Source organism: Bacillus cereus group sp. BfR-BA-01310, assembly GCF_022664325.1.
Classification (GTDB): domain Bacteria; phylum Bacillota; class Bacilli; order Bacillales; family Bacillaceae_G; genus Bacillus_A; species Bacillus_A paramycoides.
Map to the genome: position 1 here is coordinate 19,758 of NZ_JAKUHD010000022.1, position 24,962 is coordinate 44,719.

The window sequence follows — 24,962 nt, forward strand, 5'->3', positions numbered from 1 at the left end:
TTTAATTTATAAAAAAATACTATTAAATATTTTCATATAATTGTTATAATATGATTAAATTGGTATAAAAGTTTTTTCTAGATTATATATTTTAAGAATTCTCATGCAAAAAGAGCAAGTTCTCTACTTGGGAACTTGCTCTTTTTTGCAGAGAAACATTACCAGAAGGCCCTAAGTGAGTATCCAAATTTCACAAAAAATTTCTGCATTTTCCCACAACACTATTTAGATATAACGGAATTTTTAAATTTATAAAAAGATTAAGAGGCGATAGAGAATGAAAAGATATGTTGGAATAAAAGGAATTGGCACATATTTTCCAAAACGAAAAGTAGATTCTTTTGAAATAGATCGTATGCTAGATGTGCCAGCAGGCTGGACATTAAAAAAAGCTGGGGTAAAAACACGATACTTTGTTGATGGTGAAACATCTTCTTATATGGGTGCTGAAGCTGCAAAAAAAGCTGTAGAAGATGCTAAGCTAACATGGGCTGATATCGATTGTATCATCTGCGGAAGCGGAACGATTCAACAGGCAATCCCTTCTACTGCATCACTTATTCAAGAACAGCTCGGACTACAGCACTCTGGTATTCCATGTTTTGATATCAACTCAACATGCCTAAGTTTCATAACAGCACTTGATACAATTTCTTACGCAATTGAATGCGGGAGATACAAAAATGTTGTTATCATTTCTTCTGAAATTTCTTCTGTGGGATTAAATTGGGGACAAAATGAAAGTAGCATTTTATTCGGTGACGGTGCGGCAGCTGTTGTGATAGCAAAAAGCGATCATATATCTTCCATTATAGCTTCCCATATGGAAACATATAGCTCTGGTGCGCATCTATCAGAAATTCGTGGCGGTGGAACGATGATTCATCCTAGGGAGTATAGTGAAGAGCGAAAAGAAGACTTCCTGTTCGATATGAATGGCAGAGCTATTTTTAAACTATCTTCTAAGTATCTGTTGAATTTTATCGAAAAACTACTTATGCATACTGGTTATTCCCTAGATGATATTGATTTAATTGTTCCTCACCAAGCAAGTGGACCAGCTATGAGACTGATTCGTAAAAAATTAGGGGTTGATGAAGAGCGCTTTATGACCATTTTTGAAGACTACGGTAATATGATTTCCGCATCTATTCCAGTAGCCCTTTTCGAAGCGATTAAACAAAAGAAAGTGCAACGCGGAAATAAAATATTATTGCTAGGTACTTCTGCAGGACTTTCTATCGGGGGCATCCTTCTTGAATACTAAGAAAACAGTATTAATTACAGGGGCACGTGCACCAGCAGCTTTACATTTATGCAGACTGTTTAATAGCACCGGGCATACCGTTATTATTGCAGATAGTATTCCTTATCCATTAAGCAAAGTTTCAACAAGTACGGATTACTTTTATGAAATTCCTTCTCCAAAGTGGAAAACAAATGAAAGTATCCATGCGCTGCTATCAATCATTCAACGCCATAATGTGGATTTACTTATTCCTACTTGTGAAGAAGTATTTTATATATCTAGACATAAAGAAGAATTTAGTCCATTTTGTCATGTATTAGTAGATGATTTTCACAAACTTTCACTACTCCATAATAAGTGGGAATTTATTCAGTTAGTAACGAATTTAGGTTGGCAAGTTCCTGCAACGTATAGAATAAATAATGAACAAGCCATAAGGTCAATGATTCACCAAACACCAGCCACTACTCCTTTTGTGCTAAAGCCGATTTTCTCCCGTTTTTCTGATAAAGTGGAATTTATTACAAAAGAAGCTGCTATAAAAGAAATCATGGTAGACAAGCCAAATTATATCATTCAAGAGTTTATACAAGGAACACAGCATTGCTCCTACAGTATCGCACAATCTGGGAAAGTGTTAGCTCACTCTACCTATAAAACGGAATTCACGGCAGGATTAGGCGCTACCATTGCGTTTAAACATATTAATCAGCCTAAAATTGAACAGTTTGTTAGGCAAATTGTAAAAGAGCTAAATTTCTCTGGACAAATTGCCTTTGATTTCATCATTACAGAGAATGGAGATGCTATTCCAATCGAATGTAATCCACGTACCACAAGTGGATTACATTTATTTGATGAGGAAATATTATCCGCCTTTTTTAATACAAAAGTAAATAATACACTAATTCCGAAACTGAATTCTGAGTGTGCAATTCGGTTAGCAATGCTTTTATATGGACTCCCCTACTTAAAAAGTACACAAAAACGTAAGGGATGGTTAAAAGTTTTATGCTCCTATCCAGATATCATTTATAGTCACACTGATAGGAAACCATTTTTTTATCAGTTTTTTAGCATGTATAAATTATGGCGTGAAAGTTATAAACATGAACGGACTATTTTAGAGCAAACAACATATGACATATCGTGGGATGGTGAAGATTTATGAAAATGCTAGTAACTGGTGGAACGGGCTTTCTAGGACAAAAACTCGCCTTTCGACTGAAAAATATGGGCTATGAAGTAACGGCAACGGGGAGAAATAAAACAATCGGTAAGGTATTAGAACAAAATGGAATCGAGTTTGTTCATTGTCCTCTTGAAGACAGGGATCGTGTGCTACAAGTTTGTAAAGATAAAGATTATATCTTTCATAGCGGCGCACTTTCTTCCCCTTGGGGCAAATATGAAGATTTTTATAATGCGAATGTGTTAGGAACGAAACATATTATCGAGGGAAGTCAAAAGTACGGTATAAAACGCCTTATCCACGTATCAACACCAAGTATTTATTTCTATTATGATGAGCGACAAAATGTAGTAGAAAACGCGAAACTTCCTGATACATTTGTAAATCATTATGCAACAACGAAGCACATGGCTGAACAAGCTATTGATCAAGCTTTCACGCATGGTTTACCAGTTATCACAATACGCCCGCGCGCTTTATTCGGACCAGGAGATAACGCTATTCTTCCGCGTCTTATTAAAGTATGTGAAAAGGGTGCCTTACCGAGAATTGGTACAGAAAATGTTCTTGTTGATATTACGTATGTTGAGAATGTTGTAGATGCTTTACTTCTTTGTATGCATTCCCCAAAACATACATTAGGGCAAAAGTACAATATAACAAATGACGAACGTGTAAATTTATATGAGGTCATAGAAAATGTAATGAAGCGTCTTGATAAGGAAGTAAAATATAAAAAAATTTCCTACAAAACTGCTTTTACACTAGCTGCTATACTAGAAGGAATCTCAAAAACTATTTTATTTGGAAAAGAACCTATTCTCACAAAATATACTGTTAGTGTCCTTTCAAAAAGCCAGACCTTAAGTATTGATAAAGCTAAAGAAGAATTAGGATATGCTCCAAAGATCAGTATAGAAGAAGGAATTACAAAATTTGTAGACTGGTGGAAAATACAATGAAAATCAAATCTTTAAAGCTATATGATACGGGATATTGCACACATCCAGAAAAAATCGCATACTCCAAGGGCAGTTGGAAACAAATCCGTTTTCCAGCTACAGTAGGATTACTTGAGCATCCAGTATTAGGATATATTTTATTTGATACTGGATATGCGGGACATTTTAAAGATGCGACAAAAAAATTTCCTTACTCTGTATATGCAAAACTTACCCCTGTTCATTTTACGGAAGAGCAATCTATTAAACAGCAACTGCTTCTTGATGGTATTCAGCCAGAAGAAATTAAATATATTATTCTTTCTCATTTTCATGGCGATCATACAGCTGGTCTGCCCGATTTTCCAAAAGCCAAAATACTAACCTTCGCAAAAGCTTATGAGGATATAAAACGGAGAAGTAAATTTGGTGCTCTATTAAAAGGGTGCCTAAAAGATACACTGCCGATGGATTTAGAGAAAAGGATGTCATTCATTGATCAAACTCTATCCCTTAACTTACCTTCTACATATGGAAAGTTTGAAGAGGGGTATGATGTATTTGATGATGGCTCATTATTTGCTGTTGACTTAACAGGACATGCAACGGGACAATTCGGTTTATTCGTCCATTTACAGAGTAATAAAATTGTCTTTCTTTGTGCAGACGCAGTGTGGCTAAGTAAAACTTATAAAAACCTTGTATTTCCTAGTAAGATTGCCAACCTTTTAACTAGCGATCCCAAATCTTACCGAAAGAATATTGAGAAGTTACACCATTTATCACAAACATCACCTGAGATCGAAATTGTACCAACTCATTGTGAACATACATGGGATAAAATTAAAGCAGGGGTGTACTATGAATAAACTACGGATTCTCAAGCAATACTTGAAAACAAAATATGACTTGAGATTTTCAAATCGCAAACAGTTGGAACAGTTTCATAAACAACAAATAGAAAAACAACTTTTGTTCACGATAGAGGCGTCTCCTTTTTATCGCCAGTTATATACGCCGTTTTTAAATGAAATTCAAAAGGGAAATTTGTCTGCACTCCCCATTATTGATAAAGAAGTAATGATGGAACATTTTGATACATTAAATACAGTGCATATTTCAAAGGAAGAAGCGTTTCATGTAGCATTTGAAGCAGAAAAGACCCGGAATTTCTCACCAACCATTCGTAATATAACTGTCGGTTTATCATCAGGCACTAGTGGAAATCGTGGGGTTTTTCTCGTTTCCGAGGAAGAACAAACGTTTTGGGCTGGCTCGATTATTGGAAAGGTGCTTCCTTCTAGCATTCTACATAAACACACGATTGCTTTTTTCTTACGTGCAAATAGCAATTTATACGAAGCGACAAAAAATAAGCGAATTTCATTTCATTTTTTTGATTTACTAGATTCGTTTCAGCAGCATATCACTCGATTAAATGAAGTAAAGCCATCTATTTTAATTGCACCTCCGTCTATGTTACGGAAAATCGCTTACTGGCAGCAAGAAGGGCTTATTACGATTTGTCCCAAAAAAATTATCTCTGTAGCAGAAGTGCTTGAAGATATTGATAGAGACTTTATTCGTGCAACTTTCAAGCAGACAGTACACCAAGTTTACCAATGTACAGAAGGTTTTCTTGCTACCACCTGCAAGCAGGGGACATTACACATTAATGAAGATCTCGTTCATATTGAAAAAGAGTACTTAGATCAAGAGAAAGGGATATTTGTTCCCATTATTACTGATTTCATGAGAAAAACACAGCCTATTATACGCTATCGTCTCAATGACATATTAATTGAGAAAAAAACGCCGTGCAGCTGTGGCTCACCTTTCTTAGCATTAGAACGAATTGATGGTCGATGTGACGATATATTTATTGGAATAAGTGAATTGGATAATAGCGAAATATTTATTTTTCCAGATTTCATTAGAAGAGCAATTTTGTTTGCATCCAGTGACATTCAAGAATTTAAAGTAATACAGCACAGTGTAGACAAAATTGAAATAAAACTTAAAGCACTGCCTGAAGATTTCGAATTATGTCAATCAAAGGTAATGCAAGAGTTACATACACTGTGGTCTACTAAAAAGTGTGCTATACCACATTTTTTCTTTTCGCATTACGATATTCAAGTATATGATAAAAAATTAAAAAGAATAGAAAGTCTTGCAAGACGTGGTGAACATATATGATTAAGCTACATACTGTTCATTCCTTGCACAGCATTGATTGGGAATCAAAAAAAGATGGAGCATATGTACGCGATAGTTTCCTGCCTCTCTTTCAAAAGGGCGTTACAGCATTTATTGAAAATGTTAACACGCAGCTCTTTCTATTAGAAATTGATGATCTCATCTTGCCAGTTACTCTTAATAACGCAGAGTTCGAAAATTCATATGTATGTTCTCCTTATACACATTACATATCTTATGCGTTAGAAGAGCTATGGGAGTTGAAAAAACCATGGCTAGAGAAGCTATTAACCTATCCGATTCATCTTATGGGAAGTTGGCTACGACGAACGAATATTAATAAAGTAATTGTCGTAAATAATTGGATGCTTTCAACAAATCTTTATCACTCTATCAACGAACAACAAATCGAACAAATTACGAATTTATTTGTTGAGAAATTTCCAGAGCATACAATTCTATTTCGCTCTTTAAATAACGAATTATATCCCGTAACGACAGAAGCACTATCTACGGTAGGTTACAAGAAAATTATGTCTCGTTCTATATACTTATTTGATCCGAAACACTATAAAGAAATGAATCGAAAAAAACGAAAAGACTTATTAAATGATAAAAGTTTATTAGAGAAAAGCAATTATGAAATCATTACGAATGAAGAATTAACAAAAGAAGATATTTTACAAATTTCCCAGCTATACAACCAACTATATATTGAAAAATATTCCGCCCATAACCCAATGTTTACACCCGCTTATTTATGGAATGCTCTTCAGCATCATTTATTTGAGATAAAGGCCATAAAAAAAGGGGATACAATAGATGGTGTCATTGCTTATTTTATTAGGGATGGGGTTATGACAACTCCTATCCTTGGCTATAATACAAACTCTGATCAACAACAAGGCTTATACCGTATTCTTTCCCTCCTTATTACAATGGATTCTATCGAAAAAGATTTAATTTGTCATTGTAGTGCTGGGGCTGGAGAGTTCAAACGAAATCGTGGTGCAAAACAGCAGATTGAATACAGTTTTATGTATCACGCTCATTTGCCACCTAATCAACAAAAGGTATGGAAAGTATTAACTTGGATATTAAATACATGTATAGAACCGATGGCAAAAAAACATCGCTTTTAAACAAAAAAGAGATAAGACTCGTAATGTGTAAGAGATGCAAGATCGTCATTAGAATATATACATAAGGACTTATATAGTCAAACAGAGTATATAGCCTCTCAGTGGAGCGGAGCAACAAGTAATCGATTCTATCAGATGTTTAATGACACAAAACCAATGATGTTTAATGTTCTGCAAGAATTAGGGGAAATTGCAGAAGAGCAAGAACGTGCTTCCATAAAATTCCGTGAAGCTGGCGAGTTGTATGGCGGGAATTTAGTCGATTCCGATATTCAAGAAGGTGCCATGTGTGGAAAACTTCCTCCAAAATCAGAAAAGACATTTTGGGATAGAAATAAAAAGGATTTAAGTGATGTGTGGACTGGGATTTCTACTGGGTTTGTAGATGTGGTAGGAGACAAAGAGACCTGGTTAAACATGAAAGATGCAATCGTAAACTATGAGGAAACTATTCCTGCTGCATGGAATGCTCTATCTGATTCATTCATGAATGAATATTGGAATGGTAATCTGAAGAGTAGAGAACATTATGCAGCTTATGCTATCACTTCAATACTCACAGGCTTTGTTGGAGGAAATAGGACAAGCAGGAAAGGTAGCGGCTGTTACAGGTCTTACAAAAGGGAAATCACTGCTTACAAATTCCTCTGCATATAGAAAAGCATTACATATATTAAATAACTATGAATTTAAGGCTGGTAATCATCTCTCATATGCAGGTGTTGGTAGTACACAACAATACTTACATAAAGCAGCTGCATATACCTATGAATGTGCAATTGGTCCGAAGGCAATTAGATTAAGAAAAGGGGAATTAGCGGGAGATAAACATCCTGTTACAGGTATTCCGTATGATGCTAAGATTAGTAGTGTAAACCAAGGCATTGGTTTACACTACTATTTTTTTATAAATGAAAAAAATACTATGAACGGTCATTATTAATTATCGTCAGATAATAAAAAGGAATTGGTGGAAGAAAAAATGCTGACAAAATGCCAATCTTTTTTGTCTTTAGAGTATAAAACCTTGTTGATGAATTGAAAATCATTAAAATTTTTACACATTAATTATTTAACAATTAGCCTTGAATAAAAGAAGCTTTTAATTAGCTGTGATACCTGCCAAGCTTGCTCCTCGAGAAGGAAGTGCCCGCCGCAAAGAAGATGGGTTTCCACATTGTACAGTTCCTTGCTAAAGGCACCAGCGCCATTCAATGTGAAAATAAAATCATTTTTCCCCCAGATAACTATCGCTGGGGGCTGCTTCGCGCGCAGATACTGCTGCCAAACGGGGTATTGCTCTACATTTTTTCGATAATCGTAGGCAAGTTCCAATTGAATTTGAGCATTTCCCAGGCGGTCCAATAAGAGCTGATCCATCAAATAGCTGTCCGGGCTGATCAGATTCGGGGAGCAAGCACCGGTAAGATACTGCTTCTTTGTGAAATCAAAGGTGAGTAGGGCTCCCAATGCTGCTTCAGTGTTTGGGTTTCTGTCCTTCCACAAAGCTTTAAATAGATCGAACGGTTTGCCAAGCCCCTCTTCATGAGAAACGGAATTTTGAATAACAAATCCAAGCACCCTTGACGGCTGGCGAACAGCAATGCGGAGGCCGACTGGACCCCCATAATCCTGAACATAGAAGACTGACTGCCTGATGCCAAGCAGATCCAATAGCTTTTCCATAACAAGAGAAATGTTATGGAACGTGTATGTAAATTCATCGGGAGCAGGCATGCTGCTGTTTCCAAAGCCGGGATAATCAGGTGCAATGACATAAAACTGGTCAGACAAAAGAGGAATTAGATTCCGGAACATATGGGAAGAACTCGGAAAACCATGGAGCAGCACAATCGCTGGATTTCTGCGGCTTCCTGCTTCCCGGTAAAAAATACGCAGGCTATCAATTGTAGCAATGTGGTAACTTACCATCTATCCATCTCCTCTCAGCCTTTAGTACCCCTCTATCTTTTTGTATGCAGATAGGGAGGTATTTAACATTTTTTTCGTTACTCCATTTTTGATTATTTTATCATGTTCTATTGCAGTTCCTTGTTAAACTAAACTCCCGTTAATTGAATAACTTTTTTCAAGAATATGGCCCGATTGTGAAACAAGAAAAAAGCCTATATTTCAATACAGGATTTTTGATCAAACTTATTTACAAATTATCAAACTTTATTATAAACGATCAGACTTTTTTCAAAATAATCAAACTTTATTTCAAATCAACAGCAGCTGCGTTTATATATTTTGGAAGGAGAAGGGAACTTTTAAATAAAAATACAAACTGTACGTTAAATTCTGATTTAACGTACATAACAATTGTAGGAATCTAAAATTTTTATTTATATCTATCATGAGAGGGCTTTTATATACCAATTAAAGTAGAATTCAAACTATGTATTTTTTACACAATAAAATCAAATATCAAACGAATAACATAGAGTGTTTAAATCTCTAGCTAGTTAGAGAAAAGAATAAAAGTTCAGCAATTTTGCATTGCTGAACTTTTATTCTTTATTCTTTCCTATTCTTCCTAAACTATCTTTAATAGTTGTTTCCCCAAGTTGAGTGTATAACAAAGCTGTATCTTGACTGGTATGTCCAAGTTGCTGCATCACTTGTAAGGAGTCTTTTTCTTCCATATATAATTTATTTGCCAATGTATGTCTTAATTTATGAGGAGACATTCTTTTACCAAAGGCCTTAGTATATTTTTCTACTATATCTTGGATAGCCCTAACCGAAAGAGGCTGTGCAGTATGTTTATACTTCGATAAAAATACATTTTTTAATTCTTTCCCTGGAGCATATTTGTTATCTCTAATTTTCATATACTTTTCAATGTCATTCAATGCAATTGGAGTAATCCATACTGAATCTTCTTTGTTTCCTTTTCGTATTACATCAATTAGTCTTTCTTTTAAGTTTATATCTTCTATACGAAGATCTGCCAATTCACTTACACGAATACCACTACCAAGAAAGAGGGAGAGAATAGCTACATCACGCTCTTTATCTCTTAGGAAATAGAACAACTGATGTTTTGTTAAAGATTTTTCATGTTCGTACTTAACGTAATTCAAAAACTCTTGATCGTCATCATTATGAAATATTTTAGATCTCATACGTTTTGCACGGGCATTTAATGTTTCTTTATCTTTATGTATTTCAATCTTAGCCATTACATTTCTATAAAAATAACATTCTCCATCATCATTCTCTGATAGGGAGGTAAGATACTTAAATAAAGACTTTAAGGCTGAAATTTTTCTGTTAACAGAGGAATTCTGCATATTTTGTTGTAGTTTTAGAAACCTCATAAAGTTCTCAACATCTTTTTTCTTTAAATTCTCCAAATCAGAGAAGGATATGTCTTTAATGGGCTTAAATTCAATAACTTGTTCAGATAATAGCCAATTAAAGAAGACTCTAAAATCATATACATAATTCAGTAGGGTGGAGGGAGAGGCATCATGCAATTCTTTGTACTCCACAAATTCTTCTATGTAAAAGGGCATTTCATTTAAATTCTCGTATAATTTCTTACGATGTACGGATTTTTGACGTTGCTTGCTGTAATCCATAAAAATCACCTCATATATACTATAACAGAAAAGGATTACGAACACAAGTTCGCGTTAAATTCAATTTTTACACAAACTTATTTACATAATTAAATTATGGGATGCTAAAATATACTAGAAATTGAATGGAATAGTGTAGTTATTCTAATAAAAATTACAGATAACCAAGTGATAAATTTGTATTAGGCTAGTAAAACTAGTACAAAAATTACATTTAAATGTATGTAAGATAAAGCAATTTTATATATAAATTTATACAAAATGAATACATGAAAACAACATAAAAGTCGTTATAAAATATGAATTGGTTAATTTAATCATGATTATCAGGAGTTAATTAGATCAACACAAGAAAAGCTCATATAAATTAAAATGCAATTCACTATAAAGATTGCTAGTGAGTAATTCAGAATTTGATTATTTTCATATAAAATATGAATTACATAGATGTATACCAATACAAAAATCTATGCACATGAACTGGAAATCCCTAGATACTGTATTAGATTTTTATATAACCATCTTAGTATTCGTAAAATTGGTATTTCGTGCGAAGTTGTGAGGTGTTTGTTTTTCCCCCTTTTTACGATACTTTTATGCTTATCCAATAAAATGTATTATTCACCTGTCATCAGTAAGAATATCTTTTAGTTGCTGATACATTCACTTATACATATTAATGTTGATTATACGGTTACTTATAGGGTACAGACAGTATATAAAAACACGTTAAGAAAATTTTAATACAAAACAGCTAACTTTAACCTCTTAAGACTAAATCGGTTGTGTTTTACTCAAAACTTAATTGTTTGTAATATTGAAAGAGAGTGTTTCCTTTAGTCCTTTTAGGTCAAAGGTATCTTTTATTATCCTTGTTTTAGGTGAACGCTGAGCAAAATTTAATTCTAATACATATTTGAAAATATAATTTTGAAATTCTTTCATCTGTCTCAATAAGATAAGAATTCTTTTCATTTTGAGACAGACTTGACTCTTTTATTGCAACTACTTATAAGATTTCTTATGTAAACAAGGCTTTTGGGAAATACGCCGTCATATCAACGTTTGCGACACTTTCGAAAACTTACACTTACAACAACTTTTATACATCGTTGATTTTACGCTATTTTCACCTTAAGACACCGTTATTTCCTGCATAAACTTCCCATTGTTAACTATCTCTATTTTCGTTGTGTTCGTTTGTTTTGTTAGAGAAAATAAAAAACAATTAAATAGATTAATTGTTTTTTCTATGCAAAATCTTAATTTTTATTTTTTTGAAGTAACCTATAATGCTTGAAAAAATGAAATCCCCCAATGCGAGTGGTATATAGATAAACCATATCTTTAATATAGCCTTTGTTTCTCTATGATTAGAATCCTCCATTCAAACCACCTTATCCCCTTCATTTATCTATATTTTCATTTTAATTCCATTAACAAGAAAATTATACCATTTATTTAACTAGTAGTCTTTATTTTCAAAAAATTCTCGAAGTCTTTTACCCTTATCATCCATTAACAACAAATAAAACCAGAAAATCCATGTACAAAAAAAAGAGCGCTTTTCTTCAAAGCACTCTCCAATAGGAATTTACCAATCTCGACGGTCATCACAATCACAGTTATGATGATGGTTACGTCTACGACGACATTCATCGCAATCACAGTCATGATGATGGTTATGTCTACGACGACGGTCATCGCAATCACAGTCATGATGATGGTTATGTCTACGACGACATTCATCACAATCACAGTCATGATGATGGTTATGTCTACGACGACGGTCATCACAATCTCTTTTTCTGCGTCTGCAAAACATTAAATCATCCCAAAATCTATTACAATCTCGAGAATGTCTGAAATTATCATTACATCCCATAAATATGCTTACCTCCTCTTAACAATAGAATTCATCATATTCTATGATTAAAAGTTAAAAACAGCTTGTTTACTAGTCTATGTTCTGCATTTTAAAGTAATAATATTCATTTTTAATCTTCAAATTGCAAATCTATTTCACCCCCTTATCATCCATTAACAACAAAAAAGACGCCATCCAGATTACGACGGCGTCTATAATAGTAGTTATAAATTTAATAAAAACATTTTTACTTATTTCCTTGTTTCCATACCCCATTTTTTTTGTGATAGATATCCTTGCTAGTCATGAATTGAAACGAGCTACCAGGAATACTATATTTTTTATTTTTCTCTCTTTTCTCTTTAGACTTTTCCAAAATAACTTGTTGTAGATCTGTTCTTCATTGCTTTAAGCGTTCTTTTTCTCGCATCTTCACTTATACCCCTTTAAATAAAAATTTATATGCCCATATTAAATATATCTCTGGAATCCAATTTATGAAAGGGGTTACAATCGTTAGTCAACTTAGGGTTATATCAAGTCAAATGTCCATTTTAATAAGTAAATAAGAGTACCCTCCATTAGGTACTCTTCAAGAATAAGTATGGCGCTCCAAGTCTCACCTCATATGATAACTTGTCCCACGATTTTATCATATGTTTGTCTTTTTAGAATGTTCACTGGTTTAATGTGTAATTTCTATTAATAAGTTATTAAGCGCCTTCTCTACCTGCTGCACCTTCCATTTACTCTTATTCCTTGAATCACGTAACTCAGGAAACAAACTGATTCCTTCTTGCTCCACTTCATTACTGAATCGCATCTTGAGTGCTCTATATTCCTTTAATACGCTTATTACTTCCTTTTGTACTTTCTTATCATCGATAGCTGGTAATAAAGTTAATTGCCTTTCTAAGTTGGAATTCCCCTATTTCTGAATTTGTAATTTTAATATTATATAAGGTACGTGAAATTTTATTATTTAACTACTGAATAAAGAAACAGTGTGCATTAACATAGCCCCCACCCCACTATTGCGCATTGTTCCGCTATCCATAAAATAAAGTATTAGACTAGAAAGTGAATATACGTAAACGTAAAAATTCCGCCTATTACCGTTGGTCAGTTTTCTTAGGTCTTGCATTAAGGATACTAAGTGCAATGAATAAAAATGGTGACAAAATTGCAAGTGATAGACTTGGGATAGAGCCTTCATAAAACCAGTATTGAATCATTGGTATATCCCAGTATGAAACTTTTAAAACCGCAACTGTATTTTCCCCCGATGTTTCATTTAGTGTTGTACCTATAACTTTTCCGTATACAGTAAACTCTCCGATATAAGCTGGATCATCAACATGATGGAACGGTGTGTCACCTTCAAGCTCAATGTCCGTAGATTTTACATTAGGGTATGTATCTTTAATTTTTTCTTTTAATATAGCTAAATCACTCTTACTTATTTTTTGAGGTGCTCCCGTAGTGGCTTGTGCGTATACGTGCAATTTTATGTCATCTTTTTGGATAGCTGACCTACCTACTATTCTATTTGGAGAAAATATAAGAAGTATAACATGCAAAATAAAAAACATTACAAAGACTTTAGAACATTTTTCTAATCTGTTCATTCATCACACCGCCAATACATATTAATAACATTATAATATGTATTAGGTAATTAATTCCACATAGAAACATTTGTTGGTTTGAAATAAAGTTATTTAAAAACAAATAATGTTGTTTAATTTTAAATACCCTCATTTAAACTAACGAGGTAGGAGTTTAAGAAACACTGTTAATATATAATAAAACAGATAGTCATTGAAGCTAATAAATATATTTTTAGGAGTGTGCAAAATGAGTGGTCCCGATATAAAAAGTGTTTTCCCCATGAAAAATATCAGAAGCCTATGCTTTTTAAAGAATGTAGTGATTAATCCGAATATTGAAATTGGGGATTACACGTATTATGACGATCATAATAATCCTTTAGATTTTGAAAAAAATGTCCTTTATCATTTTGACTTTATAGGGGATAAACTAAAAATCGGAAAGTTTTGTGCTATTGCATCCAATGTCAAATTTATCATGAATGGTGCGAATCATAATACAAATTCTTTTACAACGTTTCCTTTTGGGGCATTTGGTGGAGATTGGGAAGTCGGTTTAGAGAATTTAAGTGGTGGATTCAAAGGTGATACAGTTATAGGAAATGATGTTTGGATAGGATATAATGCCACCATTATGCCTGGTGTTAAGATAGGTGATGGAGCTATAATAGCCACAAATTCTGTTGTAACTAAAGATGTTCCGCCTTATTCAATAGTAGGAGGAAATCCAGCTAAATTAATACGTTATAGATTTGACGAGGAAACAATTGATATTCTCAATATCATTAAGTGGTGGGACTGGGATATTGAAAAAATAACTGAATTCATTCCCGTTTTAACAAGCAATAATACGAGTGCTTTAAAGGAACTGATAAAGTCATAATAAAAACTGTTAACCAAATAGTAATGAATTTGAAATTTATTTCTTTTATCTATTGTTTTGCACCTAGCCGATACCTCTAGTTGCATAAGGGCTATTTTTAAACATCTTTATTGTGACTGATTTTGAGGGAGTTAGTAGAGATAGAAAAAAATTAAATAACTATTGTAAACACCCTTCGATTATTCGGACGGTGTTTACTGCGTTTATAGCTTAGAAATTAAATAGCTATATTATCATTTAACATTAGACACATTTAATCAATTACCTGTGCGTTAAGGGGTACCCCCCATCACCATCAAGCTAAGATTTTGAGAAACCTCCCATAACAAAAATTTTACCTTTTCACAGTTATTCATAAGAGTTCGGCTCATTTTTTCTTTTTTTGAGCCTTTATTTTTCTTAAGTTGATGGGTATGTGTCACTCCCCCTATTGAGGGAGCTAAATTAATGGATTTTGCTACTGCGGATTCCGAGTTTAAGAATATCCAATTTTTGGACCCCATCTATTAAACATCAATATCTCATCCCTTAAAAGATTTGTGTTAACAAAAATCACATCTATTTGGATCCCTTAAGGTTCTGATGAGAGGTGGATTCAGTGTTACAGATGAAGACAGCGTTTTTTCCAATGCACGTAGATAAGATTTAGATGAATTTGTTCTCACTCTAAGCTAAGCAATTAGTATGAGGAGAGCTTCTTCTGTTTTAGGGGGCTATTCTACAATATAAGTGCAGCATCACCTCTGCATAACGATCTTGCATTATCGGGCGCATTTCTTAAAAAAGTATTACGTCTTTATTAAGAATCGAAAACCATGAGTGATTTCAATAGCAGCTGTCTCCATGGGAGAATAGACTTCGATAACGATGTGGGAAACTAAGACATCAATGTTGTAGTCATTATTTTTAGGAAAAAACAAGTCTAGAGTTCCCTTTTTTATAGGAAGCTCGGGCATTCAACCCACTGATAAATGGAAACCCAAAGGGCATACTAAGATTATATTTAAAATGGGAGGATATAAATTTGAGTACAATAGAGAATGCATTATCTATCTTCGCCTTAGGCGGCTTGAATGAAATCGGGAAAAATATGTATGCAATCGAATATTCAAACGATATCGTGATTATCGACTGTGGCAATAAGTTTCCAGATGAAAGTTTTTTAGGAATTGATTTGATTATCCCTGATATAGCTTACTTAGTAGAAAATAAAGATAAAGTCAGGGCTTTACTTGTCACACATGGACATGAAGATCATATCGGGGGGATCCCGTTCTTCTTAAAAAAATTGAATGTACCCGTTTATGCCACACGCTTCACACTAGGATTAATTGAAATCAAATTAAAAGAACATAAACTTTTAAGAGAAAGTGAACTTATTGAAATCAACTCAAACTCAAACTTGACAATCGGAGAAATGAGTATAAGCTTTTTCAAAGTGACCCATAGTATTCCTGATTGCTTGGGAATAGTCTTTCACACACCAGAGGGTAATATTGTACATACGGGGGACTTCAAGTTCGATTTAACCCCTGCGAATAATGAGAATTCGGATATTCATAAAATGGCTGCAATCGGCAAAGAAGGGGTCTTACTTCTATTGTCTGAGAGTACCAATGCAGAACGTCCTGGTTTGACCCCATCGGAACAAATGGTAGGCGAACATGTGGAAACAACTTTCATGAAAGCCGAACGCAAAGTTATTGTTTCTACTTTTGCTTCAAATATTAGTCGCGTTCAGCAAGTCGTGAATGCAGCACAAAAAACAAATCGAAAAATTGCGTTGCTTGGACGAAGTATGGTTAATGTCGTAGCGGTTGCTATGGAACGTGGTTATTTAACAGTTCCAGATGGAATGTTAATTGACCCACATGAAATAAATGAAATGCCTCCTGAAAGGGTGGCCATTTTATGCACGGGGAGTCAAGGAGAACCAATGGCTGCTCTTGCTCGCCTGTCCACTGGAAACTTTCGCGATGTCGACATTTTACCTGAAGATACGGTTATATTTGCAGCAGGTCCAATACCCGGGAATGAACGAAATATCACGAGTATTGTAGACAACTTATTCACACTTGGAGCCAACGTGATTTATGGATCAGGAAGTACATCCGGAATGCATGTTTCTGGCCATGGTTATCAAGAAGATTTAAAATTAATGCTTACATTAATGAAACCAAAATATTTTATTCCCATTCACGGTGAATTTAGAATGCTACACCATCACCGTTTGTTAGGTGAATCCGTTGGAGTAGAGCAAGGAAACACGTTTATCATCAATAATGGCGATGTCGTCGATATTGAACATACCATTGCCCGCCAGACCCGGAAAATACCGGTTGGGAATACCTACGTAGACGGGGGGGATATCGATAATATTGGGGAATTTGTGTTACGAGACCGTAAACAACTTTCAGAGGATGGTATGCTCATGATTGTTTTAACTATGAGCAAAGCGGAAGGAAAACTGATTTCTGAACCCGATACCCTTTCTCGTGGATTTGTGGATAGAGATTTCTCGGAACTCCGAAGTGAAGTTAATCGACTTACTATAAAAACTGTTAACGAGCTACAAGAAGCAAATAGAAGCCAATGGACTGTAATGAAAAAACAAATAAAAAAATCAATACGACAATATGTATATACACATACTAAGAAAAAACCAATGATTGTTCCTATACTTATTGAAATTTAATAGGGGGAAAGTTTTTAAAAAAATGAATTAATTGATCTTCAACAATTGGGCGCAATTCTCTAATAAGAATTGTGCTCTTTCTTTTGTATTGGATCATTTAATGGAATAAGAATCCCAAGTGAAATTTAATATTTGTGTTAACATCATTATGGGATTTGTGAAGGATTGCACTTAAACTAAAGGGCAGGTGTAAAATGACTATAAAGTTATTTAATTTTAAATCCTCAAACACGCATAACCCCATGCTGATTTTAGGATGGGGTTAAAATAAAATTGTTTAATTTTTGATGTAGATAACTTCACTATACTTAAAAATATAACAATAAAGTCGTTTAAATCTAAGAGTTATTCAATAATCGCGCCCTTTATATTGGATAAGACATCTGAAATTTTATCCACAATTATTATTAATCACAGTAACTTTTCAGGTTTTGTACATTATTTATTGCTCAAACCTTATTTAATATTACATTGTTAATCCATTACTCCCCATTATATCACTCTGATAGTGCAAAGTAGCCAATCCGAATAAGATTCCTGCGATTAAGAACCAAGGTTCGAAAAGCAACAGGTCTATTAGAATCATATAATCGACGTCTAGTGTTGCCCATGCAGAGAAATCAAAAAATTCTAAAGGAATAACACCAGCCAGAAAAAGCCCCTTAGTAATATATCCATAGATAGCATGCGTGATTGGCAATATGCAAGCAAACCAGCCCATAGCAAACATTAAATATCTTGGGATCTTTTGTCCCCAAGGATGAACCAGTAATAGTGCAAATATTGCCGCTGCTAACAACACTACAGATGCTCCCCAGTTTACTGCTTCCCACATCGCCTCGTCTTTCCAAACCCCAGGCATCCATGTCATTCCTCCAAATGCCCAATAAACGTGAATCGGAATATACAAGAGCGACCAGATACATACGGCATAACGAGCCCATTTCATTTGACTAATCTTCAATTCCTTTCACCCCACCATCATTATATGCAGCAAAATTAAAAGTAGAGGTTTGATTTACTTTCTAATAATTCTTTACTTTACAATCTGGCCCAATTCAAAAAGATACGTCTTTATATATGCACGCCTCGATTTTGATTAAAGATTAATTTCTGTAGCTTTCAAAAATATTTAATATAAAAATCGTGTCTCAACTTTCCGCTCAGCTGAGCATATATTCTCGTGGTTTCACTCTTCTCATGACCAAGTAAGCTTTGTATTACTTTCAGTGGTGCACCGTTGTTAACCATATGTGTAGCATAGCTTATTCCATTATTAAAAATTCCAATCTCTCAGTGATATAAATGAGAAATTGGGATTTAATTATTCAACAATTGCATTCAATTGTTAAAGCACATCCATTTTTCGCAAACGTTTTACAAACCTATAACCAGTTATTTCGTAACCAAGGAATTTATATAGTTCGTGTGCCTTTACCCTCTTTTCACTTTTTCCACTTAGAAGATAAATAAAATCAGATCCTCTTTTCAAAGACCATTCTTCCACATATTTAATCAATGCTTTCGCAATACCTTGACCGCGATATTCTTTCTTTGTAACTAGCGATGTTATTTGAATCTTTTCATCGTTGTTTGTGTACGTTGTATGAATTGTTATTCCTATCATCCCTACTAAGTTATTATCATTTATTGCAACAAAGGTGTAGTAATTTGGATTGGATTCGATACGTTCCATTCTTACTTTCATTTCATCTAATGAACTAGGATAACCTAAATCTGGCATTAAATCTGTTAATTGTTTGATGTCATCAGAATTATATTTTCTTATCTCCACTATGAGCCCCTCCATATTTTTCTCTAATTGTATCATCTTATATTCTGCCTACATCAAGAAACAAATACTTTTTCCTATTACCATCAAGTGTTTCATTAAAAAAATGTTTTAGACTATAGAAAAAGTATTAGACTGTTAAAAAATAGTTGTAGACTGATTTGATGTTTTCTTTACATGAAAGCATTTTTTGCTAACATAAAACCAAAATATCGAAAGACCTTTAAAAGTCCCTTCAGTACTTCTTATCAAGACCTAAATGATAAAAACCCCTAAAAATAAAGAAAAGCACATATTATACATGACTAATATATGCTCTCCTTTTATTCCATTAAAGCGCCTGATTGTGGAAAATCACCAAGCTTCTATTAGCTAGTGAGTTGAAAAAGAATTTGTTCCACAACTCTTAAGTGATGATACTTAAATATTAAATTTTCCTCCTACAATCCCTTTAAAGCCGTCAATCTCCGTCTTTTAAATTCCCTGACCATTGCTATACCTAAACCAAACAACTATACCACCTCTAGCAAAATAATTAACATATCATATTCAAGAAAGTTTAGTTAGCTGATAGCATATATTTTATTGAAAGGGTGTGATTGAATTATGGATCGGCCGAACTGGGGCATTGGAGGATTAGTATTCGTTGGCTGCATGTTTCTTGGTGGAGGATTGGGATCTTTGTTAGGAAGTTCTCAAATTGGATGGCTGATAGGAATGGGTGTTGGATTTCTTGGGATGGCTTTAACGAGACTGATTAGAAAATAATAGACAGGGGTTCTTCTTCCAGTAATGCTATATGCATTTAAGTAATTACTTACATACTAGCCCTGTAACATGTAGTAATCGTACTAATACAAAGCCACTCTTTAATCGAAAGTGGCTATTTTTGTTTTCGGCTCTGCTAAATTAAAAGAGCCGATGTTTTGCCTAACTTCCGCTCTTTTAATTTAGTAGCAGGGTTTTTAAGAATAAAGTCTTCATCATGTGTCCATCTAAAAAGTGATTTGATGCAACGAACTCGGTGTCCTAAACTAGATGGCTTTAAGTGTTCTCCTGCTTCAATTAAGTAAACCTTTAGTTTTTCTGTAGTAAATTCACTCATGTTAATGTCACCGAAATAACGTAATAAAAAGTTATATTGAAAATAATATGTTTTTAAAGTCAGAGATGAATATCCCTCAATTTTTTATCTAATTGATACTGTTCTCAGGACTCAGATAATAACATTATTCTTCACGCTCCCATTCTATAAATCAATTAATCTAGTATTATGTTCAAGGAGAGTCTCTTTTATACGCTAGTCATTCAACAATCGTAGAAAACAAAAAAATTACTTAACCATGAGAACACTTGAAATACAAGAAAAAGACGCTTTCTCTATAAAAGAATAGCGCCCTTTTGTGGAGGAATATTGATTTATTTTGGTGAAACAAAGCAACATTTAGGTTCCTTATGACATTTTTCTAATATAAGTTGTAATATTGCCTAAACAACAACTACCTTGTGGATTGTTTACTTCACAACCACATCGGTTTTCTTTTATGTTTTCGCGAATATGCTCTACTGGATTAGGAGTAAGTCCATTTTCCACATATTGTTTAATTTTTTCTTTTGTCCAATCAAAACAATAACAAATTGGTGTAGTTGCTGAGTCATCTTTTTGATGTACAGCTACCTTTATGTCAGATACAAAGTATTTTTTGTTATTCGTATCAAAATAGACTACATCACAATCTTCGTTTGAACAAAAATAGTGATTTTCTTTAGCATTTAATGTTTCTAATGCAGATGGTTTAAGCAATGATTTTAGTGTAATCAACTTTACATTCTTAGCTTTATTTTTACATGTTGGACAATGACCATTATTTTCAATTTTTATTCCTTTAAGGTTACTACAACAATCTTCCATTATTCTTCCACCTTTACAATTTATTATTATTATAAATATTCTTCTGCTTTCTTTTCTGAGTCCATTAAAGTTTCGATAATAGGACATTCATAAATATCTTTGTTTTCGGAACATCTTTCTTTAAGGTCTATCAACATTTGTTTAATTTTTTTAAGGTCTTGAATTTTACGTTGGATGTCCTCTAATTTAAGAACAGTGAAATCATATATGTCACAGCACTTTGCTTCATTGCGATCGACAACCCCTAGCAATTTGTCAATTTCATTTAAGGTAAACCCCAATTCCTGCGTCCGTTTTATGAAATCCAAACGATCGACCCTTTGTAGGGAATACATTCGATAGGTAGTGAAGTGATAATGACAAATTGTCCAGTAACACTTTACATATGTCGAACAATTAAGATGGCTTCCTGCCATCCCTTGTCCGAAGCCAATTCATCTCCCACCTACTCACTGGGCTGCGACCCTTCACGTTCCTTGAGGAAGGAGTCTTCTTGGCTAAAATGATAAAAACTCCTAATTATCCCACTCAAACATCTTTAACATAATACTGATTTTCTTCTAATTTTTGTAGCCATGCACGTGCTTCTGGTTCACTCACATTGTAAATATCAGAGTAACTTTTTATAAGCGTATATTCTACATCCGGTGCCATCTTTCGTCCATCTCCGCATATATAGATGTGCGCACCTTGATTAAGTAACTTAATCACCATTTCAGCATCTTGTTTTATTAAGTGTTGAACGTATATTTTCTGCTGATTGTTCATTTGAGAGAAAGCTGTATGAAGAGCCACGACTCCTTCTTTCTGTGTTTGCTCAAGTTCTTCTTGATATAGATAATCCTCATTAGGTGAACGACACCCAAAATAGAGATGTGCTTCACCTAATGATTCACCATTAATTTTCATTGATTTTCGAGCTTGCAGAAAACCTCTAAACGGTGCAATTCCTGTTCCTGGCCCCACCATAATAATGGGTGTTTTAGGACTTTTCGGAAGTTCGAAGCCAGACTGTGAATTTGAAATAAAACATGTAATCGAATCACCTTCTTTAAGCTGGGCTAAATAGGTAGAAGCAATACCTTTGTATGTTCCGTTCCCACTCCATGCATTGTCTGCAACAACACTAACTGTAATACTTACTTCTTTATCATTAACCCTTGGCGAAGAAGAAATCGAATAATATCGTGGACGCAATGCAGGAAGTAATTCTATAAAATTACTAAATTCCATTTCACATGCTGGGTATCTCTCTAATAATTCAAGCATAGTTAATCGTCTGGATAAAACTTGCTCTTTATATACCTGTTTTTCTAATAGCGCTTCTAGCTCCATTTTATGTGGCGGGCAAACCGTTTTTTCTACTATTTCACGTAATTGATTTCTTGTGACTGGCTCTTGAAGTTCTACAAATTGCAGTAACTCATTTATTAAAATCGTGCGATTTAAAGGCAGATGTACTAATTTTGCATTATCACCAGTTAAGTGAATATAATCAGCTCCATTTAATTGAAAACGAGATAGTACACGAGTTACTAGTTCTGGATAGTTCCTCGGAATCACCCCTAAATGATCACCTTCTTTGTAAGTTACATTATTCGGTAAAGAAAGTTCAAGGTGCCTTGTACTCCTTAAGCTACATGGTTGTTGCAATTCTTCATTCTTAATAACTTTCGTTGTAAAAGTAGGGTACATTTTTGTTAAAGTCGTTTCCGCTTCACTGCCTACAAATTTAATAGAAAGAGTATAGTCACTTGTTTCACTTTTTTCAATCTCAAGCCTAAAGTGATCGGCTACATCACTCCATAATTGTTCACGCCACTCTTCATAAACTTCTCCAAAATCATCACTTGCATCTCCCTCTCCACGTCCTGTTAAACGCTCAGCTCCTTTTATAGCAAGTAGTTCATCAATCAAAGAAGGCACTTTTTGATATGTTGTGTTCCAGTTCTTATCACCGCATCCAAATACTGCATATTGAACACCTTCCAATTCATGATTAGATGCGTTCTTCAACCACTCTACAAACTTTTTCGCATTATCAGGAGGATTACCGTTGTAAGAAGCACAAATTATCAATACTGCTCCTTCTTTTGGTAGACATCCCGCATAAGAATCTAATGGAGCAGCTTGTGCTGCAAATCCCTTAGTAAGAGCAATATCTACTAAATCACGTGCTATCCCTTCTGCTGTTCCCATATTGGATCCATACAGTACAAGTAATGGCGTGCTATGATCATTATTAATTACTTTGCGGACATTTTTTTCTGACTGCTCAATGGAAGGAACTGGGATACCACCAAGAGGAATTCTTTTCGATACTGCTTTTACCGTAAACCCTTCCGGTTTTAGTGTTAAAGTTTCTTTAATATTTAGCTCGTAATCTTTATGATCATAAAAATTAAAATGCTTTAACATCATTCCAAGTACAAGAGCCGCTTCATGAAGTGCAAACTGCTGTCCTATACATGCACGTTGTCCGTTTCCAAAAGGCTTGAACGCATGCTCCGGAATCGTACTCACACTTTCAAATCTTTCTGGTCGGAACTTTTCTATATCTTGCCCCCAAATTGTTTTATCCCGATGAAGCTGAGGAATTAGCACTGTAATCTCATCCCCTTGCTTTAACGGATATTCCCCTCCAAGAATAGTGTCTTCTTTAGAATATAAAGAAAAAGCAGGCGCTGTAGGCCATAAACGAAGCGTTTCATTTAATACCATACTAATATATTTCAACTGTTTTACTTGTCTATAAGTTGGAACAGGATCAACCAATACACGGGTTGCCTCTTCTGCCGCCTTATGTAAAATGTGTCTATTTTTCACTAGGAAATAAAGCGCAAATGACAATAGACCACTCGTCGTTTCATGACCTGCAATTAAAAATGTAATAATTTGATAGCGGATATTTTCATCATCTAACGATTCTCCTGTTTCCTGGTCTTTTCCATTTAACATATGAGCAAGCAGATCGTTCCCTTCCTCACCACTTATTTTCCGATCCTCGATAATTTTATCTACTAATTCATTCATGAACTGAATATCTTCTTGAAGTTGAAGGTTTTCCTTTTCATATGATGAATCATTTGGATTCGTACGCTGTAATCGATTCATTGAATCTTCTAGCGTACGCACCATACTCATTATAAACGGATGAGGCTGCTCACGATAGAAACTGTTAAAACGGTAATTAAAACCGCATAGTCCAATTGTATCAAGTGTTAACCGTGTCATATCTTCTGGCACATCAATATGCTCATCTGCATTTAAACGCTCCCATTTTTGAATCAACTGCACAGCAATATCTACCATCATCGCATGATATCCCTTCATTGCTTGTTGACTAAAACTTGGCAATAAAATATTATGAGCTTTTTTCCAATTTTTTTCGTGTGACCAACTTGTAAAAAGACCATCACCAGTAAAACTTCGTACATTTTTAAGCGACTGGCTTAGATTCTTATCAAATCGCGATTCATCACATACTTCTTTAACTAATCGCTGACTAGATACATAGTGAGTAACCCGGCTAGGTGTTTTGAAATTAAAAATTTCACCCATTTGATTGCTTATTTTCAATATAGATTGAAGTGGTTTCTCTTTATTAAATAATGATAAATCCCCAAAATCTCCATCTGTTTTAAGTTGCAGTATTTCCTTTATTCCCACGTGTAATTCTCTCCTTTTTATGTAACCCTATGAATCAATGCTTATAGCCGCCCATAAAATATCCTCTACATCCTGAATCAACTTATCAATTAATTCTATGCGCTTACTTTTATTCAACGGACAAATCTCTATAAAGCCCCAATCTTATATAAGCAGAGACGCAATTTTCAAACAGACTTTGTCTTTTGACGTACAATGAATAACTTCGATTTCTGGTAGCC

The 24,962-nt window shown here is 34.3% G+C and carries 18 protein-coding genes and 5 pseudogenes; 10 read left to right on the forward strand and 13 right to left on the reverse strand.

The window, feature by feature from the left end:
* The first annotated feature begins 277 nt into the window (after window positions 1–277).
* The 7 genes and pseudogenes from MR109_RS24880 to MR109_RS24910 all read left to right on the forward strand — a co-directional run.
* Complete coding sequence (locus MR109_RS24880) at window positions 278–1,267, forward strand: beta-ketoacyl-ACP synthase III (protein ID WP_242274241.1); 990 nt, start codon at window positions 278–280, stop codon at window positions 1,265–1,267.
* Window positions 1,257–2,420 carry an ATP-grasp domain-containing protein gene (locus tag MR109_RS24885; protein ID WP_242274242.1) on the forward strand — a complete coding sequence of 388 codons (1,164 nt, stop codon included), beginning with the start codon at window positions 1,257–1,259 and terminating at the stop codon, window positions 2,418–2,420. Before MR109_RS24880 ends, MR109_RS24885 begins: the two co-directional genes overlap by 11 nt.
* Window positions 2,417–3,403, forward strand: a complete 987-nt coding sequence (locus MR109_RS24890; protein ID WP_071721279.1) for an NAD-dependent epimerase/dehydratase family protein — start codon at window positions 2,417–2,419, stop codon at window positions 3,401–3,403. Before MR109_RS24885 ends, MR109_RS24890 begins: the two co-directional genes overlap by 4 nt.
* The gene (locus MR109_RS24895; RefSeq protein ID WP_242274244.1) at window positions 3,400–4,251 is read left to right on the forward strand and encodes an MBL fold metallo-hydrolase; all 852 of its coding nucleotides are present in this window, start codon (window positions 3,400–3,402) and stop codon (window positions 4,249–4,251) included. The genes MR109_RS24890 and MR109_RS24895 overlap by 4 nt, the downstream gene beginning before the upstream one ends.
* Window positions 4,244–5,581 (forward strand): F390 synthetase-related protein, encoded by a 1,338-nt coding sequence (locus MR109_RS24900; protein ID WP_242274245.1) that lies wholly within the window; start codon window positions 4,244–4,246, stop codon window positions 5,579–5,581. The genes MR109_RS24895 and MR109_RS24900 overlap by 8 nt, the downstream gene beginning before the upstream one ends.
* The gene (locus tag MR109_RS24905; protein ID WP_242274246.1) at window positions 5,578–6,723 is read left to right on the forward strand and encodes a hypothetical protein; all 1,146 of its coding nucleotides are present in this window, start codon (window positions 5,578–5,580) and stop codon (window positions 6,721–6,723) included. Before MR109_RS24900 ends, MR109_RS24905 begins: the two co-directional genes overlap by 4 nt.
* Before the next feature lie 27 nt (window positions 6,724–6,750).
* Window positions 6,751–7,579 (forward strand): annotated as a pseudogene (locus tag MR109_RS24910) (WXG100 family type VII secretion target); the annotation flags it as partial.
* Between the two features lie 212 nt (window positions 7,580–7,791).
* On the opposite strand, the gene MR109_RS24915 reads toward MR109_RS24910, so the two are convergent.
* The 6 genes and pseudogenes from MR109_RS24915 to MR109_RS24940 form a co-directional block, all read right to left on the reverse strand.
* Window positions 7,792–8,655: an alpha/beta fold hydrolase gene (locus MR109_RS24915; protein ID WP_242274248.1), complete on the reverse strand. Its 864-nt coding sequence runs from the start codon at window positions 8,653–8,655 to the stop codon at window positions 7,792–7,794.
* Between the two features lie 581 nt (window positions 8,656–9,236).
* Complete coding sequence (xerS, locus tag MR109_RS24920) at window positions 9,237–10,313, reverse strand: tyrosine recombinase XerS (RefSeq protein WP_242274250.1); 1,077 nt, start codon at window positions 10,311–10,313, stop codon at window positions 9,237–9,239.
* 1,693 nt (window positions 10,314–12,006) lie between these two features.
* Window positions 12,007–12,198: pseudogene (locus tag MR109_RS24925) on the reverse strand (hypothetical protein); the annotation flags it as partial.
* Window positions 12,199–12,427: 229 nt separating this feature from the next.
* Window positions 12,428–12,610 (reverse strand): annotated as a pseudogene (locus MR109_RS24930) (hypothetical protein).
* Window positions 12,611–12,877: 267 nt separating this feature from the next.
* Window positions 12,878–13,066 (reverse strand): annotated as a pseudogene (locus MR109_RS24935) (ArpU family transcriptional regulator); the annotation flags it as partial.
* Between the two features lie 226 nt (window positions 13,067–13,292).
* Complete coding sequence (locus tag MR109_RS24940; protein ID WP_242274251.1) at window positions 13,293–13,808, reverse strand: transposase; 516 nt, start codon at window positions 13,806–13,808, stop codon at window positions 13,293–13,295.
* Between the two features lie 229 nt (window positions 13,809–14,037).
* Between MR109_RS24940 and MR109_RS24945 the strand changes: the two genes are divergently transcribed.
* Together MR109_RS24945 and MR109_RS24950 are read left to right on the forward strand one after the other, a co-directional pair.
* Entirely contained in the window at window positions 14,038–14,673 is a 636-nt protein-coding gene (locus MR109_RS24945) for a CatB-related O-acetyltransferase (protein ID WP_242274253.1), read from the forward strand.
* Window positions 14,674–15,697: 1,024 nt separating this feature from the next.
* A complete protein-coding gene (locus MR109_RS24950; RefSeq protein WP_242274254.1) occupies window positions 15,698–17,368 on the forward strand; it encodes a ribonuclease J in 1,671 nt (556 codons plus the stop codon).
* Window positions 17,369–17,834: 466 nt separating this feature from the next.
* Here the strand turns inward: MR109_RS24950 and MR109_RS24955 are convergent, their stop codons facing one another.
* The 3 genes from MR109_RS24955 to MR109_RS24965 form a co-directional block, all read right to left on the reverse strand.
* Window positions 17,835–18,332: a DUF3995 domain-containing protein gene (locus MR109_RS24955; RefSeq protein ID WP_242274257.1), complete on the reverse strand. Its 498-nt coding sequence runs from the start codon at window positions 18,330–18,332 to the stop codon at window positions 17,835–17,837.
* 158 nt (window positions 18,333–18,490) lie between these two features.
* Entirely contained in the window at window positions 18,491–18,658 is a 168-nt protein-coding gene (locus MR109_RS24960; protein WP_308197298.1) for a tyrosine-type recombinase/integrase, read from the reverse strand.
* Between the two features lie 58 nt (window positions 18,659–18,716).
* On the reverse strand, window positions 18,717–19,178 hold the full coding sequence (locus MR109_RS24965; protein WP_025149700.1) for a GNAT family N-acetyltransferase: 462 nt from the start codon (window positions 19,176–19,178) through the stop codon (window positions 18,717–18,719).
* Window positions 19,179–19,766: 588 nt separating this feature from the next.
* Between MR109_RS24965 and MR109_RS24970 the strand changes: the two genes are divergently transcribed.
* A complete protein-coding gene (locus MR109_RS24970; RefSeq protein ID WP_242274261.1) occupies window positions 19,767–19,928 on the forward strand; it encodes a hypothetical protein in 162 nt (53 codons plus the stop codon).
* 136 nt (window positions 19,929–20,064) lie between these two features.
* Here MR109_RS24970 and MR109_RS24975 read toward each other — a convergent pair whose 3' ends face one another.
* From MR109_RS24975 to MR109_RS24990, 4 genes and pseudogenes are all read right to left on the reverse strand, one after another.
* Window positions 20,065–20,265: a site-specific integrase gene (locus MR109_RS24975; RefSeq protein ID WP_242274262.1), complete on the reverse strand. Its 201-nt coding sequence runs from the start codon at window positions 20,263–20,265 to the stop codon at window positions 20,065–20,067.
* A gap of 348 nt (window positions 20,266–20,613) precedes the next feature.
* On the reverse strand, window positions 20,614–21,072 hold the full coding sequence (locus tag MR109_RS24980; RefSeq protein ID WP_002175165.1) for a putative iron-sulfur cluster-binding metallochaperone: 459 nt from the start codon (window positions 21,070–21,072) through the stop codon (window positions 20,614–20,616).
* A gap of 29 nt (window positions 21,073–21,101) precedes the next feature.
* Window positions 21,102–21,413, reverse strand: a pseudogene (locus tag MR109_RS24985) (MerR family DNA-binding protein); the annotation flags it as partial.
* 187 nt (window positions 21,414–21,600) lie between these two features.
* The gene (locus MR109_RS24990; protein WP_308197297.1) at window positions 21,601–24,741 is read right to left on the reverse strand and encodes a bifunctional cytochrome P450/NADPH--P450 reductase; all 3,141 of its coding nucleotides are present in this window, start codon (window positions 24,739–24,741) and stop codon (window positions 21,601–21,603) included.
* Between the last annotated feature and the right edge of the window lie 221 nt (window positions 24,742–24,962).

Bases quoted from the DNA above. Each gene is read 5' to 3' on its own strand.
- MR109_RS24880 (WP_242274241.1), top strand. From the start codon at position 278: ATGAAAAGATATGTTGGAATAAAAGGAATTGGCACATATTTTCCAAAA.
- MR109_RS24890 (WP_071721279.1), top strand. From the start codon at position 2,417: ATGAAAATGCTAGTAACTGGTGGAACGGGCTTTCTAGGACAAAAACTC.
- MR109_RS24895 (WP_242274244.1), top strand. From the start codon at position 3,400: ATGAAAATCAAATCTTTAAAGCTATATGATACGGGATATTGCACACAT.
- MR109_RS24900 (WP_242274245.1), top strand. From the start codon at position 4,244: ATGAATAAACTACGGATTCTCAAGCAATACTTGAAAACAAAATATGAC.
- MR109_RS24905 (WP_242274246.1), top strand. From the start codon at position 5,578: ATGATTAAGCTACATACTGTTCATTCCTTGCACAGCATTGATTGGGAA.
- MR109_RS24915 (WP_242274248.1), bottom strand. From the start codon at position 8,655: ATGGTAAGTTACCACATTGCTACAATTGATAGCCTGCGTATTTTTTAC.
- xerS (WP_242274250.1), bottom strand. From the start codon at position 10,313: ATGGATTACAGCAAGCAACGTCAAAAATCCGTACATCGTAAGAAATTA.
- MR109_RS24940 (WP_242274251.1), bottom strand. From the start codon at position 13,808: ATGAACAGATTAGAAAAATGTTCTAAAGTCTTTGTAATGTTTTTTATT.
- MR109_RS24945 (WP_242274253.1), top strand. From the start codon at position 14,038: ATGAGTGGTCCCGATATAAAAAGTGTTTTCCCCATGAAAAATATCAGA.
- MR109_RS24965 (WP_025149700.1), bottom strand. From the start codon at position 19,178: ATGGAGGGGCTCATAGTGGAGATAAGAAAATATAATTCTGATGACATC.
- MR109_RS24970 (WP_242274261.1), top strand. From the start codon at position 19,767: ATGGATCGGCCGAACTGGGGCATTGGAGGATTAGTATTCGTTGGCTGC.
- MR109_RS24975 (WP_242274262.1), bottom strand. From the start codon at position 20,265: ATGAGTGAATTTACTACAGAAAAACTAAAGGTTTACTTAATTGAAGCA.
- MR109_RS24980 (WP_002175165.1), bottom strand. From the start codon at position 21,072: ATGGAAGATTGTTGTAGTAACCTTAAAGGAATAAAAATTGAAAATAAT.